The organism is Bacillus sp. UNC322MFChir4.1 (genome assembly GCF_000746135.1).
In the GTDB taxonomy this organism is placed as follows: domain Bacteria; phylum Bacillota; class Bacilli; order Bacillales; family Bacillaceae_G; genus Bacillus_A.
The window spans coordinates 74,657-91,154 of sequence record NZ_KN050812.1 but is presented as its reverse complement, the minus strand read 5'-3'; the positions used below and the strand labels follow the sequence as shown (position 1 = coordinate 91,154).

At 37.2% G+C, this 16,498-nt stretch carries 17 protein-coding genes; 9 read left to right on the top strand and 8 right to left on the bottom strand.

The features are described from left to right. The first annotated feature begins 329 nt into the window (after window positions 1–329). Window positions 330–1,184 (top strand): CvfB family protein, encoded by an 855-nt coding sequence (locus BR72_RS22370; protein ID WP_035437300.1) that lies wholly within the window; start codon window positions 330–332, stop codon window positions 1,182–1,184. 217 nt (window positions 1,185–1,401) lie between these two features. Here the strand turns inward: BR72_RS22370 and prsA are convergent, their stop codons facing one another. Then, the gene (prsA, locus tag BR72_RS22365) at window positions 1,402–2,253 is read right to left on the bottom strand and encodes a peptidylprolyl isomerase PrsA (RefSeq protein WP_035437297.1); all 852 of its coding nucleotides are present in this window, start codon (window positions 2,251–2,253) and stop codon (window positions 1,402–1,404) included. A gap of 179 nt (window positions 2,254–2,432) precedes the next feature. Next, window positions 2,433–2,564, bottom strand: coding sequence for a DUF3941 domain-containing protein (locus BR72_RS26015; protein WP_081904971.1), 132 nt, complete (start codon window positions 2,562–2,564; stop codon window positions 2,433–2,435). Between the two features lie 106 nt (window positions 2,565–2,670). Here BR72_RS26015 and BR72_RS22360 point away from each other — a divergent pair, with 106 nt between their 5' ends. Continuing rightward, a complete protein-coding gene (locus BR72_RS22360; protein WP_035437295.1) occupies window positions 2,671–3,528 on the top strand; it encodes a YitT family protein in 858 nt (285 codons plus the stop codon). A gap of 44 nt (window positions 3,529–3,572) precedes the next feature. Here the strand turns inward: BR72_RS22360 and BR72_RS22355 are convergent, their stop codons facing one another. From BR72_RS22355 to BR72_RS22345, 3 genes are all read right to left on the bottom strand, one after another. Then, the gene (locus BR72_RS22355; RefSeq protein WP_035437294.1) at window positions 3,573–3,776 is read right to left on the bottom strand and encodes a DUF3813 domain-containing protein; all 204 of its coding nucleotides are present in this window, start codon (window positions 3,774–3,776) and stop codon (window positions 3,573–3,575) included. Continuing rightward, on the bottom strand, window positions 3,776–3,916 hold the full coding sequence (locus BR72_RS22350) for a hypothetical protein (protein WP_035437292.1): 141 nt from the start codon (window positions 3,914–3,916) through the stop codon (window positions 3,776–3,778). Before BR72_RS22350 ends, BR72_RS22355 begins: the two co-directional genes overlap by 1 nt. 98 nt (window positions 3,917–4,014) lie before the next feature. Continuing rightward, on the bottom strand, window positions 4,015–4,824 hold the full coding sequence (locus tag BR72_RS22345) for a Cof-type HAD-IIB family hydrolase (protein ID WP_035437290.1): 810 nt from the start codon (window positions 4,822–4,824) through the stop codon (window positions 4,015–4,017). A gap of 396 nt (window positions 4,825–5,220) precedes the next feature. Here BR72_RS22345 and BR72_RS22340 point away from each other — a divergent pair, with 396 nt between their 5' ends. Beyond that, window positions 5,221–5,400, top strand: coding sequence for a YjzC family protein (locus BR72_RS22340; RefSeq protein ID WP_035437288.1), 180 nt, complete (start codon window positions 5,221–5,223; stop codon window positions 5,398–5,400). A 578-nt stretch (window positions 5,401–5,978) separates the two neighbouring features. Continuing rightward, window positions 5,979–8,585: an ATP-dependent chaperone ClpB gene (clpB, locus tag BR72_RS22335; RefSeq protein WP_035437286.1), complete on the top strand. Its 2,607-nt coding sequence runs from the start codon at window positions 5,979–5,981 to the stop codon at window positions 8,583–8,585. Between the two features lie 33 nt (window positions 8,586–8,618). On the opposite strand, the gene BR72_RS22330 is transcribed toward clpB, so the two are convergent. Continuing rightward, on the bottom strand, window positions 8,619–8,804 hold the full coding sequence (locus BR72_RS22330) for a YjzD family protein (protein ID WP_035437283.1): 186 nt from the start codon (window positions 8,802–8,804) through the stop codon (window positions 8,619–8,621). Window positions 8,805–8,960: 156 nt separating this feature from the next. On the opposite strand from BR72_RS22330, the gene BR72_RS22325 reads away from it, so the two are divergent. Genes BR72_RS22325 through BR72_RS22315 form a run of 3 tightly spaced genes read left to right on the top strand, consistent with a single transcriptional unit; the run spans window position 8,961 to window position 10,824 of the window. Further along, window positions 8,961–9,692, top strand: a complete 732-nt coding sequence (locus BR72_RS22325) for a lipase family protein (protein ID WP_035437280.1) — start codon at window positions 8,961–8,963, stop codon at window positions 9,690–9,692. Between the two features lie 48 nt (window positions 9,693–9,740). Then, window positions 9,741–10,604: an NAD-dependent epimerase/dehydratase family protein gene (locus BR72_RS22320; RefSeq protein WP_035437277.1), complete on the top strand. Its 864-nt coding sequence runs from the start codon at window positions 9,741–9,743 to the stop codon at window positions 10,602–10,604. Between the two features lie 40 nt (window positions 10,605–10,644). Then, entirely contained in the window at window positions 10,645–10,824 is a 180-nt protein-coding gene (locus tag BR72_RS22315; RefSeq protein WP_035437274.1) for a ComZ family protein, read from the top strand. 289 nt (window positions 10,825–11,113) lie between these two features. Here the strand turns inward: BR72_RS22315 and BR72_RS22310 are convergent, their stop codons facing one another. Next, entirely contained in the window at window positions 11,114–11,731 is a 618-nt protein-coding gene (locus tag BR72_RS22310) for a histidine phosphatase family protein (RefSeq protein WP_231559752.1), read from the bottom strand. A 163-nt stretch (window positions 11,732–11,894) separates the two neighbouring features. Between BR72_RS22310 and BR72_RS22305 the strand changes: the two genes are divergently transcribed. Next, on the top strand, window positions 11,895–12,146 hold the full coding sequence (locus tag BR72_RS22305) for a hypothetical protein (protein WP_035437269.1): 252 nt from the start codon (window positions 11,895–11,897) through the stop codon (window positions 12,144–12,146). A gap of 113 nt (window positions 12,147–12,259) precedes the next feature. Here the strand turns inward: BR72_RS22305 and BR72_RS22300 are convergent, their stop codons facing one another. Further along, window positions 12,260–15,385 (bottom strand): efflux RND transporter permease subunit, encoded by a 3,126-nt coding sequence (locus BR72_RS22300; RefSeq protein WP_035437267.1) that lies wholly within the window; start codon window positions 15,383–15,385, stop codon window positions 12,260–12,262. A 166-nt stretch (window positions 15,386–15,551) separates the two neighbouring features. Between BR72_RS22300 and BR72_RS22295 the strand changes: the two genes are divergently transcribed. Beyond that, complete coding sequence (locus BR72_RS22295; RefSeq protein WP_035437264.1) at window positions 15,552–16,424, top strand: TetR/AcrR family transcriptional regulator; 873 nt, start codon at window positions 15,552–15,554, stop codon at window positions 16,422–16,424. The last annotated feature ends 74 nt before the right edge of the window (window positions 16,425–16,498 follow it).

Genomic DNA, 16,498 nt, shown 5'->3' with positions numbered 1-16,498 from the left:
TCTACCCCGCCTTAACGGGCTGTAATATCCCGCTTAAAGTATAGCGGAAAATACATTCGTTGGAAAGGCGGGATAAACAGCCCATAAAGGCCCGATTGGTTCGACTAATAATCATTGAAGAAGACCACCTCAATGATTAAAGTCTCACTTTATTATAGAGAATTTTAGCGAGTTGGACAAATAAAGGAAAAAACGTGTATAATGAAACTTTGTTTGGAATGATAAAAAATGAACGAAAGCTATTATCGGTGCGGATGTTTTTACAGTGAGAAACAATGAAAATATCACCCGTTAGAATAAGATAAATTATATAGAAGGGAATTAATAACATGAAGTTACAACCAGGAGCGATTGAAGAAGTAACTGTTTTACGTGAAACAGAAATTGGATACATGGTCGGTTATGAAGAAGATGAAGTGTTTTTACATAAAAATGAAGTCGCTGGAGAGATTGAAGAAGGCGACATGATTGATGTGTTTTTATATCATGATCATCAAGAACGTTTAGCCGCGACGATGAAAACACCGCTTATTACAACGGAAGACTGGAATTGGGTAAAAGTTGTGGAAGTGAAGCCTCGTTTAGGTGTGTTTGTTGATATCGGTGTTTCGAAAGATATATTAATCCCGGCTGATGAATTTCCAATTTATACACCAGTATGGCCAGAAGAAGGCGATGAGTTATATTGTACATTAAAATTAACAAATCGCGGCCGTTTAATTGGTCTTCCAGCAAGAGATGCGGATATGCAAGAAATTGTCGTAGAAGCGACGCCATCTATGCGCAATAAAAATGTAAATGGTCGTGTGTACCGTTCGTTACAAGTAGGATCGTTTGTTTTAACAGATGAACATTTCCGTGCATTCTTGCACTGTTCTGAGCGCAAAGAGCAAGTGCGTATTGGAGAACGTGTAACAGGCCGTATTATTGATGTGAAAGAAGATGGAACAATTAATATTTCTCTTCTTCCTCGTAAAGAAGAAGGAATGGAAGATGATGCAGCGGTTGTTTATGAGTATATGGAAAGCCGCGGCGGCGCAATGCCATTTTGGGATAAGAGCCATCCAGAAGATATTCAGGAGCGTTTTCAGATGAGTAAAGCAGCTTTCAAGCGTGCTCTTGGTAAACTGATGAAAGAAGAAAAGGTTTATCAAGAAGAAGGTTGGACGTATTTTAAAAAGTAATATAAAAAGGAGCTGGCCAAAAGCGAAACTTTTGGCTAGCTCCTTTCATTTTTCGGTATGATTCAGCTCGGTGAATCGATTATTTTATGTCGAATATCGTCGAAGTGTCTTTATTTTGTGTCGAAGCGCCGATATATTTTAAAAAGCGCTGATATATTCGAAAAAGTGCTCGATATATCGGAAAAAGCGCCGATAAATTGCAAAGGAAGGTCCTTTTTTATGATTGCCCTAAACGAGTGAAGGTATCTTTTAAGTCATCGTCTTTTACTTTAATATTTTCTTTCTTTAGTTCGTCTAATAATACTTTTTGACGCCACGTATTATCTTGTATACGTTCGGCTTCAAGTGTTTTGCGAATGGAATCTTTTACGTCGTCGTATGGTTTTAAGTCTTTTTTGTCTGTTAATTTAATAATATGGTAGCCTTTTGCTGATTTGACAGGTTCACTTATTTCGCCGACATGTAATTTATAAGCAGCAGTTTCAAATTCAGGTACCATTTTCCCAGGGCCGAAGTAACCTAAATCTCCACCATTTTCTTTTGAAGCCGTATCTTCTGAATATTTTTTTGCTAATTCTTCAAATGATGCACCGCCATTTAGTTGTCTTTTTATATCGTTAGCTGTTTGTTCGTCGTTTACTAAAATTTGGCTAGCTTTAATTTCTGGTTTATACCTGGCTTTTATGTCTTTTTCAGTTATCGTTTGCTTGATCGCTTTGTCGATGGCTAAGCTAGAACGAATTTGTTTTTTTAAATCGTCTTCGTTTTTCATTCGATTACTTTCAAGGAACATTTTAAAATTATCGCCGGCTTGGTCTTTTACTTTTTTAAATTCCTTATCAACATCATCATCAGACACTTTATATTTTTTAATCATAATATCTTGTGCCATCATTTCGTAGAGCATATCTTTTCCGAAGCGCTCTTTTAACGCCTTATCAAATTCGCTTTTTGTTATCGTGCTCGTAGCAGAAGTAGCGATGGGATCGGAACCTTCTTTTGGATCGCAGGCGGCTAACATTAATGTGCCGAGCGTCGCTGCTGCAATGAATAATTGTCTTCGTTTCATGTACACACCTCATCCGAAAATTGTTATCTCTATTGTAGAAAAAGGAAGTGAACATGATGTGAATTTGAGATGACTTTTGTCGAAAGAAAAAGTACATCAACAAAAATGTTGATGTACAAAGAGGGCTTGTTCTTATGAAATAGAGGATTCGAGTTTAGAGTATAAGTGAAAAATGGTCTTTATAGATGATCCGTCTTTTTGGAGTAAGCGCGTTTTCCTTGCGCTATATTTTTTTGTTCTTCTTCATTTTTTTGCGTACGCTTTGCGTTGTTATCACGCGCTTTTTTGTCGTTGTCACTTGTATGAGGCATATGGTTCAACTCCCTTCATAACAGGTTGTACGTTTATCATTTCCGTTTTCGTTAAGACTATGTATAATGTATACGATGGAATTTATATAAAGGTGGGCTGGGAGATATGGACTTAAAACTGAACTATGCTGAGCTTACAAAAAAATTAGTCGTTGTTATCATTGCCGGTTTGTTAAATGCGATTGGAATGAACTTATTTTTAACACCAGCGAAAGTGTACGCTAGCGGTTTTGCAGGATTGTCGCAATTGCTTTCGCAAGTGTTAGGAGATTTTCTATCAATACATATTTCAACGGGAGTTCTTTTTAGCTTGTTTAATATTCCGGTTGTTATTTTAGCTTGGAAAAAAGTAGGGAAGTCATTTACATTCTTTAGTTTTTTAAGTGTCGTGTTTATGACGATATTTTTAGAAATAGTGCCAGTAAAAGCGGTATCTCATGATATTATTTTAAATGCCATTTTTGGAGGGTTAATTTCTGCGGTAGGTGTAGGGCTGGCTTTAAAATTTGGAGCTTCAACAGGTGGTTTAGATATCATTGCGATGATTTTATCTAGAGTGAAAGATAAGCCGGTTGGAACATATTTCTTCTTATTTAACGCGATTATTATTATCGCAGCCGGTTATTTATATGGCTGGGAAAAGGCACTTTATACGTTAGTGACTTTATATGTATCTTCGCGCATTATTGATGCCATACATACGCGTCATGTGAAAATTACGGCATTTATTGTAACGAAAAATGGAGCCGAGGTAAGCAAGGCAATTCATGAACGATTAGTTCGAGGGATTACTACAATTCCAGCAACAGGTGCGTTTACGAAGGAAAATAAAGAGATGTTAATGATCGTTATTACTCGTTATGAGTTATATGAATTAGAAAGAATAGTAAAAAAAGTAGATCCAGGTGCATTCACAAACGTTCTCGAAACGGTTGGGGTGTTTGGACAGTTCCGGAAAGATTAAGAAAAGAGGACCGCGTTTGGTCCTCTTTTTGTTTGTTCCTTTAGTCACAGCTCGTCGGTTGTGGAAATGTTTTGCAATTCCTCTTGCATTTCGCGCAATTGTACTTTTTCAGCAGTAGAAGAGTTTGTATAAGCAGACAGCAATGCATTTTTTGCTTGACTAACAAGTGCTTGCTGCTCGCTGTCATTAGAACAAGATACAGCTTGTGAGACGGCATCTCGTGCTTGTTGGAATAGTAAATTACCCATTAGAACCCTCCGAGTGAAGAGTTATTTCGTTCTTTTTCTGCTTCAGCTAATGTACCACGGTATGGGAATCTTGCGTCGTGTTTCATAACAGAATCTGATCCTTGTTGTACGAAACGTTTTGATTTGTTCTTTTTACCCATTCGTAATGCCCCCTTTTAGCAGAAAAGCATGGACACATTTGCTGTGTCTCCTATAGTATGTGCGCTTGGCGCGATACTATAAGCAGGGAATTTTCACCTTACAATCCAAGTGCCTCCTCTAAATAAAGAGCAATGCCGTCTTCTTCGTTTGATAATGTTATGTGATTTGCTAATGATTTTAATTCTGGAATGGCGTTCCCCATGGCAATTCCATGTCCGGCAAATTCAATCATTTCAAAGTCGTTATCTTCATCACCGAACGCGATGATACGTTCTTTTGGGATATTGTAGTGACTTGAAATTCTTTGTAAGCCAATTGCTTTATTTAACCCGCTTTTCACAATTTCAATAATCGGCCAAGGAGCTCCCCATTTGCGGTGATCGATTACTTCTGCATGTATATCCGTTAAATGTTGACGAATAGAATTTGACTTTGACTCATGTGCATCAATTAATAAACACGTTGGATGATCTTGTAAAATATTGAGTAAATCACCTGTGAAAATTTTTGGTGATCCGAACTCAAAAATATGTCTTTTGTCTTCATCAAGTTGTTTCATATACACATCATCAATTACTTCTGCGTAAATATTTTCTACTCCAAATTCCATACACGTACGAACGATTTCCTGCGCGGTAGCAAGTTCAAGTGGCGAGTGATGTGTTCCCCAGTTCATATCAAGTGGATGATGGACGTATGCACCGTTAAAATTTACAATCGGTGTATTTAAGCCAAGTTCTTTATAATATGCGTGACTCGCACGATATGGACGGCCCGTTGAGATCACAACGATGTGACCTTGTTCTTTTGCTTTGGCAATGGTCTGCTTTGTACGAGCTGAAATGATTTTTTGATCTGTAAGTAAAGTACCATCTAAATCTAATGCAATTAAATGTTGTTTTTTCATGCGTCTCACACCTTTTATAAAAAGTTTTTGTGTATATTCATCTTAATTCCTCTATGATTGCGCTGTCTACTATTTGTCATTGGTAATGAGAAAAGTCAAGTTTTTTTCTGAAAGTTCGAATATTGTTCCTTTCCATTTGTACAAATTGTGAAAGGGGTTACAATGTAGTGATAATCATGTTTATAATGAGAATGTAATCTTCTCGTATAAGTTGTTTGACTCTCCTTTGATGCTGGTCTTTATGGCCAGTTTTTTTTTGTTTCTACATATACTAATGTATCTCCTGCTAAAATGTGTAATTTCATTATATGAGCATGGTTTCCTAAACATAACAGTAAAGGTTTTGTAAAATGGGACATACTAAAGATGTAATGACGGAATGGAAGGAGAATGAATATGGGACAAAGTCATCGATTCCGAGCTGGTCAAAAAGCACCTAATGATGGTATCTATGTTGAAATTGGTGAAACAGGAAGCATGGTTAAAGATCCAAAAATGGTAAAGCTCTCTGCTGGAGATAAATTTCCAGGAGTTACAAATCAAAATAGACAATGGACATATAAACGAAGACCATAAGAAATCCCGCAGTTATAAGCTGCGGGATTTGTTGTGGTGAATAAGTAAAAAAAGGCAGGAAAGCATTTTTTTAAATGGTCTGGGAGGGACTGGCTATGTATAGGAGCAGTCAGGGCCTGTTTCTGCCACATGCAATGTTTTAAAACAAATAGAGGCAACGAGGTGTATTGCCATTTTTATCTTCGTAGCAGCAATCTATATGTTGGGAAATGAAGAGGAATTTTCGTAACTACTCAGTCACTCTATGAGAAAAAGGCAGAAAAGCATTTTTTTAAATGGTCTGGGCCTGTTCCTGCCACATGCAATGTTTTAAAACAAATAGAGGCAACGAGGTGTATTGCCATTTTTATCTTTGTAGCAGCAATCTATATGCTGAAAAATGAAAATGATTTTCTATAGGTAAGTGTATTTCTACTTACATCATCCCCCTTACCAAATTTCTAAATGAAATGTATGGCTGAGTCGTTATAAAAAAATAAGATCTCACAAAGTCTTCTCCGTTGAATAAAATAGGTGATTTATCGTATAATCAACTCAAAGGTCAAAAAAAGTCAAACTATAAAGGAGTTGTAGGTGCGATGGACTTAAATAGAATGACGACAAAAACACAAGAAGCGATTATGGGCGCACAATCAATTGCTACTAAGCATCATCATCAAGAAATTGATATTGTACATCTTTTAGCTTCGCTTCTTCAGCAGCAAGATGGATTAGCAATTCGTATTTTTCAAAAAATGAATGTAAATATAGATCAGCTCATGCAAGGGGTGGAACGATTATTAAAGCGAAAGCCATCGGTTACAGGTGGCGGCGCAGAAGCAGGGAAAGTGTATATTACAAGTGCGCTTCAGCAGCTGCTTGTGCGAGCTGAAGAAGAAGCAAAGCATTTACAAGATGATTATATTTCAGTGGAACATATTCTTCTTGCGTTATGCAATGAGAAGAATGTGAATGATATACGTGAATTATTTACATCGGTTCATATTACGAAAGAAGCGTTATTGCAAGCATTAACAGCAGTTAGGGGGAATCAAAGAGTGACGAGTCAAAATCCAGAAGTAACATACGAAGCTTTAGAAAAATATGGCCGTGATTTAGTAGCGGAAGTACGGCAAGGAAAAATTGATCCAGTCATCGGCCGTGATAGTGAAATTAGACGTGTGATTCGCATTTTATCGCGCAAAACAAAAAATAATCCGGTATTAATTGGTGAGCCTGGTGTTGGGAAAACAGCAATCGTTGAGGGATTAGCGCAGCGTATTGTCCGTAAAGATGTACCGGAAGGACTAAAAGATAAAACGATTTTTGCGCTTGATATGAGCGCGCTTGTTGCAGGGGCGAAATTTCGCGGTGAATTTGAAGAGCGTCTGCAAGCAGTATTAAATGAAATTAAAAAAAGTGAAGGAAATATTTTATTATTTATCGACGAGCTGCATACCATTGTTGGTGCTGGTAAAACAGAAGGGGCAATGGATGCTGGGAATATGTTAAAACCAATGTTAGCGCGCGGCGAGCTGCATTGTATCGGAGCGACAACGCTTGATGAATATCGCAAATATATTGAGAAAGACCCGGCATTAGAGCGCCGTTTCCAACAAGTATTAGCAGAAGAGCCGACAGTTGAAGATACGATTTCTATTTTGCGCGGTTTAAAAGAACGATTTGAAATTTACCATAGTGTGAATATTCATGACCGTGCTCTTGTCGCAGCTGCGACGTTATCGGATCGCTATATTTCTGATCGTTTCTTACCAGATAAAGCAATCGATTTAGTTGACGAAGCATGTGCAACGATCCGGACAGAAATTGATTCGCTGCCAACAGAGCTAGATGAAATAACACGCCGTATTATGCAGTTAGAAATTGAAGAGGCTGCGCTTAGTAAAGAAACGGACCATGCAAGTAGAGAGCGCCTGCAAACATTGCAGCGTGAGTTGTCGGATTTAAAAGAAAAAGCGAGTGGAATGCGGGCGCAGTGGCAAAAAGAGAAGGAAGAAATTCATAAAGTACGTGATTTGCGCGAAAGCCTAGAACGTTTGCGAAGAGAGCTAGAAGAAGCGGAAGGAAATTACGATTTAAATAAAGCAGCAGAGCTTCGTCACGGCAAAATTCCAGCTGTAGAAAAAGAATTGAAAGAAGCGGAAGAAGCAAGTGCAAATAAACAGCAAGATAACCGTCTTCTTCGTGAAGAAGTAAGTGAAGAAGAAATTGCGAATATCGTATCGCGCTGGACTGGTATTCCGATTGCAAAGCTCGTAGAAGGAGAACGTGAGAAGTTGCTTCGTTTAGAGCAAATTTTATCAGAGCGTGTTATTGGACAAGAAGAAGCGGTCGGTCTTGTGGCGGATGCGGTGTTGCGCGCTCGTGCGGGAATTAAAGATCCAAATCGTCCGATTGGTTCGTTCATTTTCTTAGGACCGACAGGTGTTGGGAAAACGGAACTTGCGAAAACATTGGCACAGTCATTATTTGATAGCGAAGAACAAATCATTCGAATTGATATGTCAGAGTATATGGAAAAGCATGCTGTATCTCGTTTAATCGGAGCGCCTCCTGGGTATGTCGGATATGAAGAAGGCGGACAATTAACAGAAGCTGTGCGCCGTAAACCGTATTCTGTCATTTTATTAGATGAAATAGAAAAAGCGCATCCGGAAGTGTTTAATATTTTACTGCAAATGTTAGATGATGGGCGTATTACAGATTCACAGGGGCGTACAGTTGATTTCAAAAATACAGTCATTATTATGACGTCCAATATCGGATCGCAATATTTACTAGAAGGATTAGGAGAAGATGGTTCGATTCAAGAAGAAGCAAGAAACCTTGTCATGGGCCAACTCCGTGGTCATTTCCGCCCAGAGTTTTTAAATCGAGTGGACGAAATTATTCTCTTTAAACCACTTACAACAAATGAAATAAAAGGTATTGTTGATAAAATTGTGAAAGAGCTGCAAAATCGTTTAACAGATCGCCATATTACAGTGGAACTTACAGATGCTGCAAAAGAGTTTGTTGTAGAGTCTGGGTTTGATCCAATGTACGGTGCGCGTCCTCTAAAACGCTACGTACAGCGGCAAATTGAAACGAAGTTAGCGCGTGCGCTCATTGCGGGCACGATTACCGATCATAGTCATGTATTGATTGAGGTAGTGAATAACGAGTTAGTTGTTAGAGTTCAATAAAAAAGAGTCCGGGTATCCGGACTCTTTTTTTTATTAATGCTGCTCTGCAGGTTCGTTTGGAATTAATGCTCCAAGTGCGATTACTAGTACAGTAATAACTACAGAAAAGATAGACGCTTGCCCAAAATCGTATGTAACACCTGGCGTCATTGCGCTAACTACGTAACTCATCATTTGCACAAGCAAGAACGACCAGAAAAAGGCCCAAATTACACGCATCTTTTTACACCTCTATTCGTTCAGTTTGTCTTTATTGTATCATAACTCGAAAAAGAATATAGAAAAAATATTTGTCGTTTTTGCAAAGCAAATTGCTCTTCATATCATACATTATAAAAGAGTGAAATTGATGTTGTCATATAAGGCGGGAGAAGAATGAGTATTACGGAACGTTTTTTCTTTTTAGAACAAGAGGCATGTGTAATTCATTTACCGGAAAAGCCGAATGGATTTGGGATATTGTTATTAGGTGACTATAATTACTTTATCGAGAATGGTACAAGTTTATGGCTGCAACACGCTGGGCGGTTACAGCTTTTAAACGAATTGCGGAAGAATGGCTATACAGTTTTTTCCTCTAATTTATACGGTAGACATTGGGGGAATGAACAGGCAGTTCGTTTAGCGAAGCGGTTGTATCATGTTGTTATGAAAAAGGAAATTTTGAACGGAAAGATTCATATCATAGCAGAGGGAATGGGTGCGCTTGTTGCTTTGCAAATGATGGCGCAATATCCAGAATGTGTGCGCTCTGTTCTTATGTTTAATCCGTGTCTTCATTTACCGGCACACGTTGAAATTGAAAAAGAGCACAAATTTTTTTATAAGCGGTTAATTCGTGAATTGATGCAAGCATATAATGCAACAGAAGTCGGATTACAACAGAAAATTGAGAAGAAAGCATTTCCGTATTTAGTATCTTCCGTTCCGGTCAAAATATTCGTATCTGCTCAAGAAAAAAAGGAACGAAAACAGTTACTCCGGGAATATGAAAAGAAACGTTTACAAGAGAATTCTCCAACTGCATTATCCTTTCATTTACAAGATGTAAAATATAAAATGGCGCAAAATGCATGTCAATTTTTTAAGTGGTATGAAGGTTTATAAAGCTCCTATACATAAGGAGCTTTTTATGTATGTGGGGAGGGAGATAAATTGAAACGAGTAGTTATCATTGGAGCGTTAACATTTGTAGGTTACCATCTTGTGCAGAAGTTTCTTAAAGAAGAAGTTGAGGTATATGCATTTGATTTTGATAATATGAGCAGTATGTCCAAGGTGAACGAGGAAAAATTATGTTTAATTGGTCGAAATGCATTGTTTATATACTCTTCACTACGAGATCGTGAAGGGTGGGAAGCGTTAGAGGAACACGAGATTGACGTTGTGTATTTTTGTTTATGTGAGCCAAATCAGCAAAGAGCTTTTCGGAATGAGCGTCTTATACTGCGATATGTAAAGAGTGTTGAAAGTTTGTGTAAACGAAAAGAAATAAATTGTATTATGCTCTCTTCCAAAAAGGTGAATCAAATTGATAGCAATGACAAAAACGGTTTGTTCTTTCAAACAATTGAAGGAGAAATAAAAAAAGGCGGAGCGGATTATTGTATACTACGTGTTCCGGCAGTATATGGACCGTGGCAACCGTCATTTATGGCATATCACCATATCATTCTAGCTCAATTAAAACAGCGAACGATTTCTCTTCCTATAGAAGAATGTACATGTGATCTATTGTATGTTGAAGATGTTGCGAACTATTTATATACGATTGGTCAAGAGAAGATGGAAATGAACATATATACTCTTTGCAGCGAAGAAAAAAATCGGTGGCAAAAAGGAATTGATATATTACAAAAAAGAGGAAGAGTTCAAGTGCAGAAGAAGGAGTGCCTAAAAGGTGATGAGGAAAAAAAGATAGTTGTTCCAAGTGAGTTTTCTTTAGAAAAGGGGATGCTGCGTCAAATTTCTCATATAAAACAATATAGGGAGTTATACGAGGCAAGTAACACGTGGTAAACTAGAAAAGAGAGTTTTGATGTGGAAAGGAAGATGAAAAATGAACGAAAAAAATATGCAGTTTTTACAAATCGCAATGAAATACTTACCAGAAGCAAAGGCGATTTTAGATGATAACGGCGTGGCGTTGGATATGGCTAAGGCACAGCCTGTGTTGGAGTTATTGATGAAGGTTATGGGCGAGGCGTATGAACTTGGGAAAGCGGATGTGAAAGAGTAGAATAAATATGAATTGAACAACAGACATAAAAACCGCCTTTTTTAGGTGGGCGAGAGGATCTGGCCGTGCATAGGTGCGGTCAGGGCCTATTTCTGCCCCGTGCGAGGTTTAAAACAAAGGGAGAAAGCAAGTAGCGTTCATGTTGTGTTCTGCATAACAGTGATTATTGCCGCTTTAAAATAAAGATTGATTAAATGCATATTCTTTATAATAAAGTTTGATTATTTCTACTTAAACTAGCGCCCTCTATTATTTAAGTGCTTTTTTTACTCATAAAATGGATTCCCATTTAATAAAATTCATCATACTCTGAACAAAAACTTTCTATTTGCTTATTTGATAGTTTAAAGAATGTATTCTGAGATACTTCTAAGACTAATGCTTGATCTTTTGTTAAACCTTGATATACACCTCTTATTATTCTTCCGGTAAGTCCATGTGACATCACTATCACTTTTTCTTTATTCTGTATAGAATGCAGCCATCCTGATACTCTCTTTACAACTGAATCATAGCTTTCTCCACCAGGGGAATTAAAATACCAATTGTAATTGTTCGTATTTTTCATAAGTTTTGGCCAAGATTCTTCAATTTCTTTTGTGGTTAGACCAGCCCATTTACCGACAGAGACCTCTTTTAATCGTTTGTCCATTATAACTTTGCTTTTATCGTAACCTATAACTTCACATATTATATCAGTACTTTGTTGCGCTCTTCCTAATGGACTGGAAATAAACTCCCACTCTCTAGGGTTGTCTATAAGTACTTTTAGCAATTTTGTATTTTTTTTAACTTGTTCAACGCCATCAGACGTTAGTGTTGAATCAAGTTCTCCCTGATATCGGCCTTTTACATTTAATTCAGTTTCTCCATGTCTAAGTAAGTAAATGATTTGTTTCAAATGCATCCCCTCCAAAGATTTAAAATCTAATACCTATTCTTCATTAAGTTAAACAACTTCTAACTTAATCTTAAACTAACCAGCCAGCTTGGAAAATTAAAATTTTCTCAATCACCCGTTTTTGTGAAGATTGAATGTTCGAAACTAAAATAAGTAGGGAGACGGTGCAGTGAGCGAAATAGATAAACAAAACAGATTAAGTAAAGAACCTTTTGCTTATCAAATAACGAAAAAAGGAACGGTAATAATCTATTACGGGGGTAAACAAATTAAAATTGTAAAGGGTAGGGAGGCAGAGCGTCTTATAGCAAAAATCAAAGAGGGTGACGATAATATAACAGCAGTACAGTTATTGTTAGCTAAAATTACGGGTAATTTTAAACGTGGTAATGAGAAATTAGGTAAAAATAAAAGAGAATAAACTAAGCCTTTACTTTGTAGTTCGCAAACAATGTTGGATGGTTTAACAATCGGGCACGATTATGGAACAACATATAAAGAGACCTTTCCGTTTTGATGGAAAGGTCTCGCTTTTTATTTGGCCACTTTATTTTTTCGTTTGAATTTACTTACTACTTCATACACAATTGGTACGATTAGTAATGTTAATAGGGTAGAGCTTGTTAGTCCTCCGATTACTGTGACGCCAAGGCCTTTTGAGATAAGGCCGCTTCCTTCGAATCCTAATGCAAGTGGAAGTAAGGCGCCGATTGTTGCGATAGCTGTCATTAAGATTGGTCGTAATCTTGTTGCACCAGCTTCTAATAATGCATCGCGCGTTGTAAAACCTTCGCGTTCTTTATGGATAACGCGGTCAATTAATACGATGGCGTTCGTAACAACGATACCGATTAACATAAGGGCACCAATCATTGCGGAGATGCTTAATGTTTCACCGGAAATGAGTAAGGCAACAACGCCGCCAATTATCGTAAATGGAAGTGAGAATAAAATCGCAAATGGCGCCAGTGCTCCGCCGAATGTTATAACAAGAACGAAGTATACAATCGCAATGGCAGCTAACATCGCTAAGCCAAGTTGTGTAAATGATTCTTGGATATCTTTCGATACACCGCCCATTGATACATCAATGCCAGATGGTAAGTTCAGTTTATCTACTTCTTTTTGAATGTTGCGAGTAGCTTTTGCAATATCGTCTGTCGTTGGTTTTGCGGTTACTGCTGCATATACGCGGCCGTCACGTCTTGTTACGGTATTAGACGTTTCTCCTTCTTTTACCGTCATAATATCTTTTACAGCCACTTCTGTACCTAGCGGCGTTTGTACTTTTCGATTTGTTAAATCATCGACGTTTTCGTAGTTTTGTTTGTTTACTTCAACATACACATTCATTTCTTTGCTGTCTTTTTTAACTGTTGTTAAGACAGGGCGGTCGTGAGAGTCGGAAAGTCCCATGCCAACTTGCGCAGCAGTTAGACCGAGTTTACTTAACTTCTCTTGATCTGCCACTAATGTGTATTCATCGTATGTTTTTGAAAGGCTTGAGTCGACATCTTTTAACGTTTTATCTTTTTTCATGATATTTTGAATGTCTTTTACGACAGGTTTAATTTCTTCTATATTATCGCCGTAAACGTATAACTTCATTTCATTGTTGCCCCCGCCAGATGAGAAGTCTTGGTTTTTCCATTCTCCTTTGTCCGTCATCTTTTGCAGGTCCTTCACAACTTTTTCTTTTTCTTTCTCAAAGTTCTTTGTATCGTTTTTGTATTGAACGAAGAATAATGCTTGGTTCGATTTACCTGGGCTCATCGGATTTTCTCCGCCAAGTGAGAACTGAATTGTATTTACATCTTTATTTTTCTTAAAATAATCTTCTGCTTTTGTTGCAATATTTTCAACATCTTGCATTGTTTGTCCAGGTTCTGGATTATAAGAGGCGATGACTGTTTTCTCTTCTTCAGATGGTAAGAAACTTACACCGACAATCGGAAGAAGTGCAATGCTACCTATTAATAATAAAACCGCAATGCTAGACGTAATTACTTTATGGTTTAATACCCACTCTAAAAGACGTTTATATCCATTAGCAAGTTTACTTGGCTTCTCTTCATGGTTATGTTGTTTTTCTTTCATGCTTTCTTTTTTAAATAAAGAATGTGCCATCATTGGAACAATTGTAACAGCTACAAGAAGAGATGCTAATAAGGCGAAAACAATTGTTAAAGCAAACGGTAAGAATAGTTCACCGATCATTCCTTTCACCAAACCGAGCGGTAAAAAGACCGCGATGGTTACGATTGTTGATGACATAATAGGAACGAACATTTCTTTCGTTGCTTCGCGAATTAAGTCTTTTCCTTTTAATTTTTCACCAGATAAAGCCATGCGCCGATAAATATTTTCAATAACAACGATGGAATCGTCGACAACGCGGCCGATAGCGACAGTCATTGCCCCGAGCGTCATGATATTTAATGTAATATCCATTTCTTTTAATACTAAAACGGCAATTAATAAAGAAAGTGGAATGGAAATAACCGAAATAAGTGTTGTTCGAATGTTACGCAAGAACAACATAATGATAATAACAGCGAAAATGGCACCGAAAATAGCTTTGTTTAACATTGTGCTAACTGATTTTTCGATTGGTTCACCTTGGTCAAATGTTGAAGTGATTTCGATGTTATCAAATTTCTTTTCAAAGTCATTTGCCTTGTTTTTTACAGCATTTACTACGTCAACTGTATTCGCATCAGCAGCTTTTACAACTTGCAGACTGATCGCTTCTTTTCCGTTTGTACGCGAGATGGATTCTGCCTTTCCAACTTGTTTAATATCGGCAATATCTTGCAGTGATACAGTTGGAATACCTAATGCTAGTCCCGCTGCAGCTGGATTCATACTAGGCTGCTGCGCCTGAGCTGGTCCATGCGAACTTCCTTGATTTGCAGAAGGGATAAGCGGAATCTTCATTTCTTTTAAAGCGTTCAACGTTGTAATATTGCCATCTACAACAACGGATTTTTCTTTATCTTTAAATGTATACATTCCTAGCGGCATCGAAACGTTAGAACCTTTAATCATATTCTTGACTGTCTCTTCGCTAAGGTTTAATTCTTTCATTTTCTCTTTGTTGAAGACGAGTTGTACTTCTTCTACTTGTTGACCGGAAATTTGCACATCGGCAACGCCGTCTAATCCTTGTAAGCCTGGAACGATATCTTTTTCTACTCGCTTTGTTAGCTGGGCAAGGGATTCATTTTTATTTGTGACACTTAATGAAATAACTGGAAAAGCATTGATGCTCAGACGAGAAATTTTTGGCTCTTTTACGCCTTCCGGTAAAGGGAAGTTAGCGAGAGCCTCTTTTACTTCTGTCTCTGCTTTTTCCATATTTTTATCAAAGTTATACTCTACTTGAATAGAAGACGCGTTTTGATAAGAAGAGGAGCTGACAACATTTACTCCGCTTAAATTTTGCAGCCTTTGTTCGATTGGTTTAGAAATCTTTTCTGCTACTTCAGTCGGAGTGGCGCCAGGATACACAGTTGTGACTGTCACAAGTGGTGTTGTGATGTCCGGGATTGTTTCCAACTTCATACGAAGACCAGAATAGATTCCGGCAATCGTAATAATAATCGTTAATAGCCAGACGGCAAACTTATTGTTTAACGAAAAGTTAATAATTTTGTTCATTTCTACTCTCCTTTTTATAAAAACTGACTAATCGGTCATAACAACCAAAGTATAAATGACCGATCGGTCAATAGTCAACGAAAAGGTAAAATACTGTGAACTACTTGCAATTTTTGACTGATGAGTCATAATTCTGATAAGAGTGTTTTTTTAGGAGAGAAAAATGATGAAGGAAAAAGAACGGTTAATTATTGAGGCAGCAATTAAATTATTTGCGATGAAGGGCGTGAATGCAACGTCTATTCAAGAAATTGCAACAGAATGCGGCATTTCAAAAGGTGCTTTTTATTTGCATTTTAAATCGAAAGATAACTTAGTATTGGCAGCGCTAGAGTATTACTACGATCAGATTCAAAATAAATTGATGGATTTCGAAAAAGAACCATTACTTCCGCGTGAGAGATTTGAAAAGCAATTGTACTGTCAGTTTTACGAATTACAACAAAAAAAAGAATTTATTATTATGTGTATGAGAGAAAATGTAATTCCTTTTAATAAGGAAGTAGAAGTGTTTATGAAGAGGATGAAATTAGAATCACATACTTTTTATCGAAACAATTTACTTTCTCTTTACGGGGAAGAGATTACCCCTCATCTTGTTGACTTAATTATCATACTAGAAGGAATATCAAATGCATATTTAGAGTTAATTATCTTTAATACGGTAAATTTAGATATACCGTATACGGCGAAGTTTATCTTAAAGAGAATCGATGATATCGTAGCGGGACTGCAACGTTCAAATGAAAAACCGGTTATTTTAGAACGAGAACTCAATCATTTTTTGTGTAATACGAATGTAATGAACGGACGTAAGGAAGAATTATTTATAAATGAAATTCTTCAGTTAAAACGTACGCTGGTAGATCAATTAGGAAATGAAGAATTAATTGTTACACTAGATGTACTAGAATCAGAAATGAAAACGGAGCATCCGCGCGTTCCGGTTGTTCAAGGGATGTTGTCTAATTTAAAACTGTATCCAGATTTGCGTGATTTTCGGGAAAGACTTGCGATGTACTATAGAATAACAAATTAATAATATATAGACAAAAGAGAATTTATCATTTAAAATTAGTACCAAGTCATAAGAATTGATATAAATCGGAGGGT

Coding starts and splice junctions, on each gene's coding strand:
- BR72_RS22370 (WP_035437300.1), top strand. CDS start 330: ATGAAGTTACAACCAGGAGCGATTGAAGAAGTAACTGTTTTACGTGAA.
- prsA (WP_035437297.1), bottom strand. CDS start 2,253: ATGAAACGAAGACAATTATTCATTGCAGCAGCGACGCTCGGCACATTA.
- BR72_RS26015 (WP_081904971.1), bottom strand. CDS start 2,564: ATGCCTCATACAAGTGACAACGACAAAAAAGCGCGTGATAACAACGCA.
- BR72_RS22360 (WP_035437295.1), top strand. CDS start 2,671: ATGGACTTAAAACTGAACTATGCTGAGCTTACAAAAAAATTAGTCGTT.
- BR72_RS22355 (WP_035437294.1), bottom strand. CDS start 3,776: ATGGGTAATTTACTATTCCAACAAGCACGAGATGCCGTCTCACAAGCT.
- BR72_RS22350 (WP_035437292.1), bottom strand. CDS start 3,916: ATGGGTAAAAAGAACAAATCAAAACGTTTCGTACAACAAGGATCAGAT.
- BR72_RS22345 (WP_035437290.1), bottom strand. CDS start 4,824: ATGAAAAAACAACATTTAATTGCATTAGATTTAGATGGTACTTTACTT.
- BR72_RS22340 (WP_035437288.1), top strand. CDS start 5,221: ATGGGACAAAGTCATCGATTCCGAGCTGGTCAAAAAGCACCTAATGAT.
- clpB (WP_035437286.1), top strand. CDS start 5,979: ATGGACTTAAATAGAATGACGACAAAAACACAAGAAGCGATTATGGGC.
- BR72_RS22330 (WP_035437283.1), bottom strand. CDS start 8,804: ATGCGTGTAATTTGGGCCTTTTTCTGGTCGTTCTTGCTTGTGCAAATG.
- BR72_RS22325 (WP_035437280.1), top strand. CDS start 8,961: ATGAGTATTACGGAACGTTTTTTCTTTTTAGAACAAGAGGCATGTGTA.
- BR72_RS22315 (WP_035437274.1), top strand. CDS start 10,645: ATGAACGAAAAAAATATGCAGTTTTTACAAATCGCAATGAAATACTTA.
- BR72_RS22310 (WP_231559752.1), bottom strand. CDS start 11,731: ATGCATTTGAAACAAATCATTTACTTACTTAGACATGGAGAAACTGAA.
- BR72_RS22300 (WP_035437267.1), bottom strand. CDS start 15,385: ATGAACAAAATTATTAACTTTTCGTTAAACAATAAGTTTGCCGTCTGG.
- BR72_RS22295 (WP_035437264.1), top strand. CDS start 15,552: ATGAAGGAAAAAGAACGGTTAATTATTGAGGCAGCAATTAAATTATTT.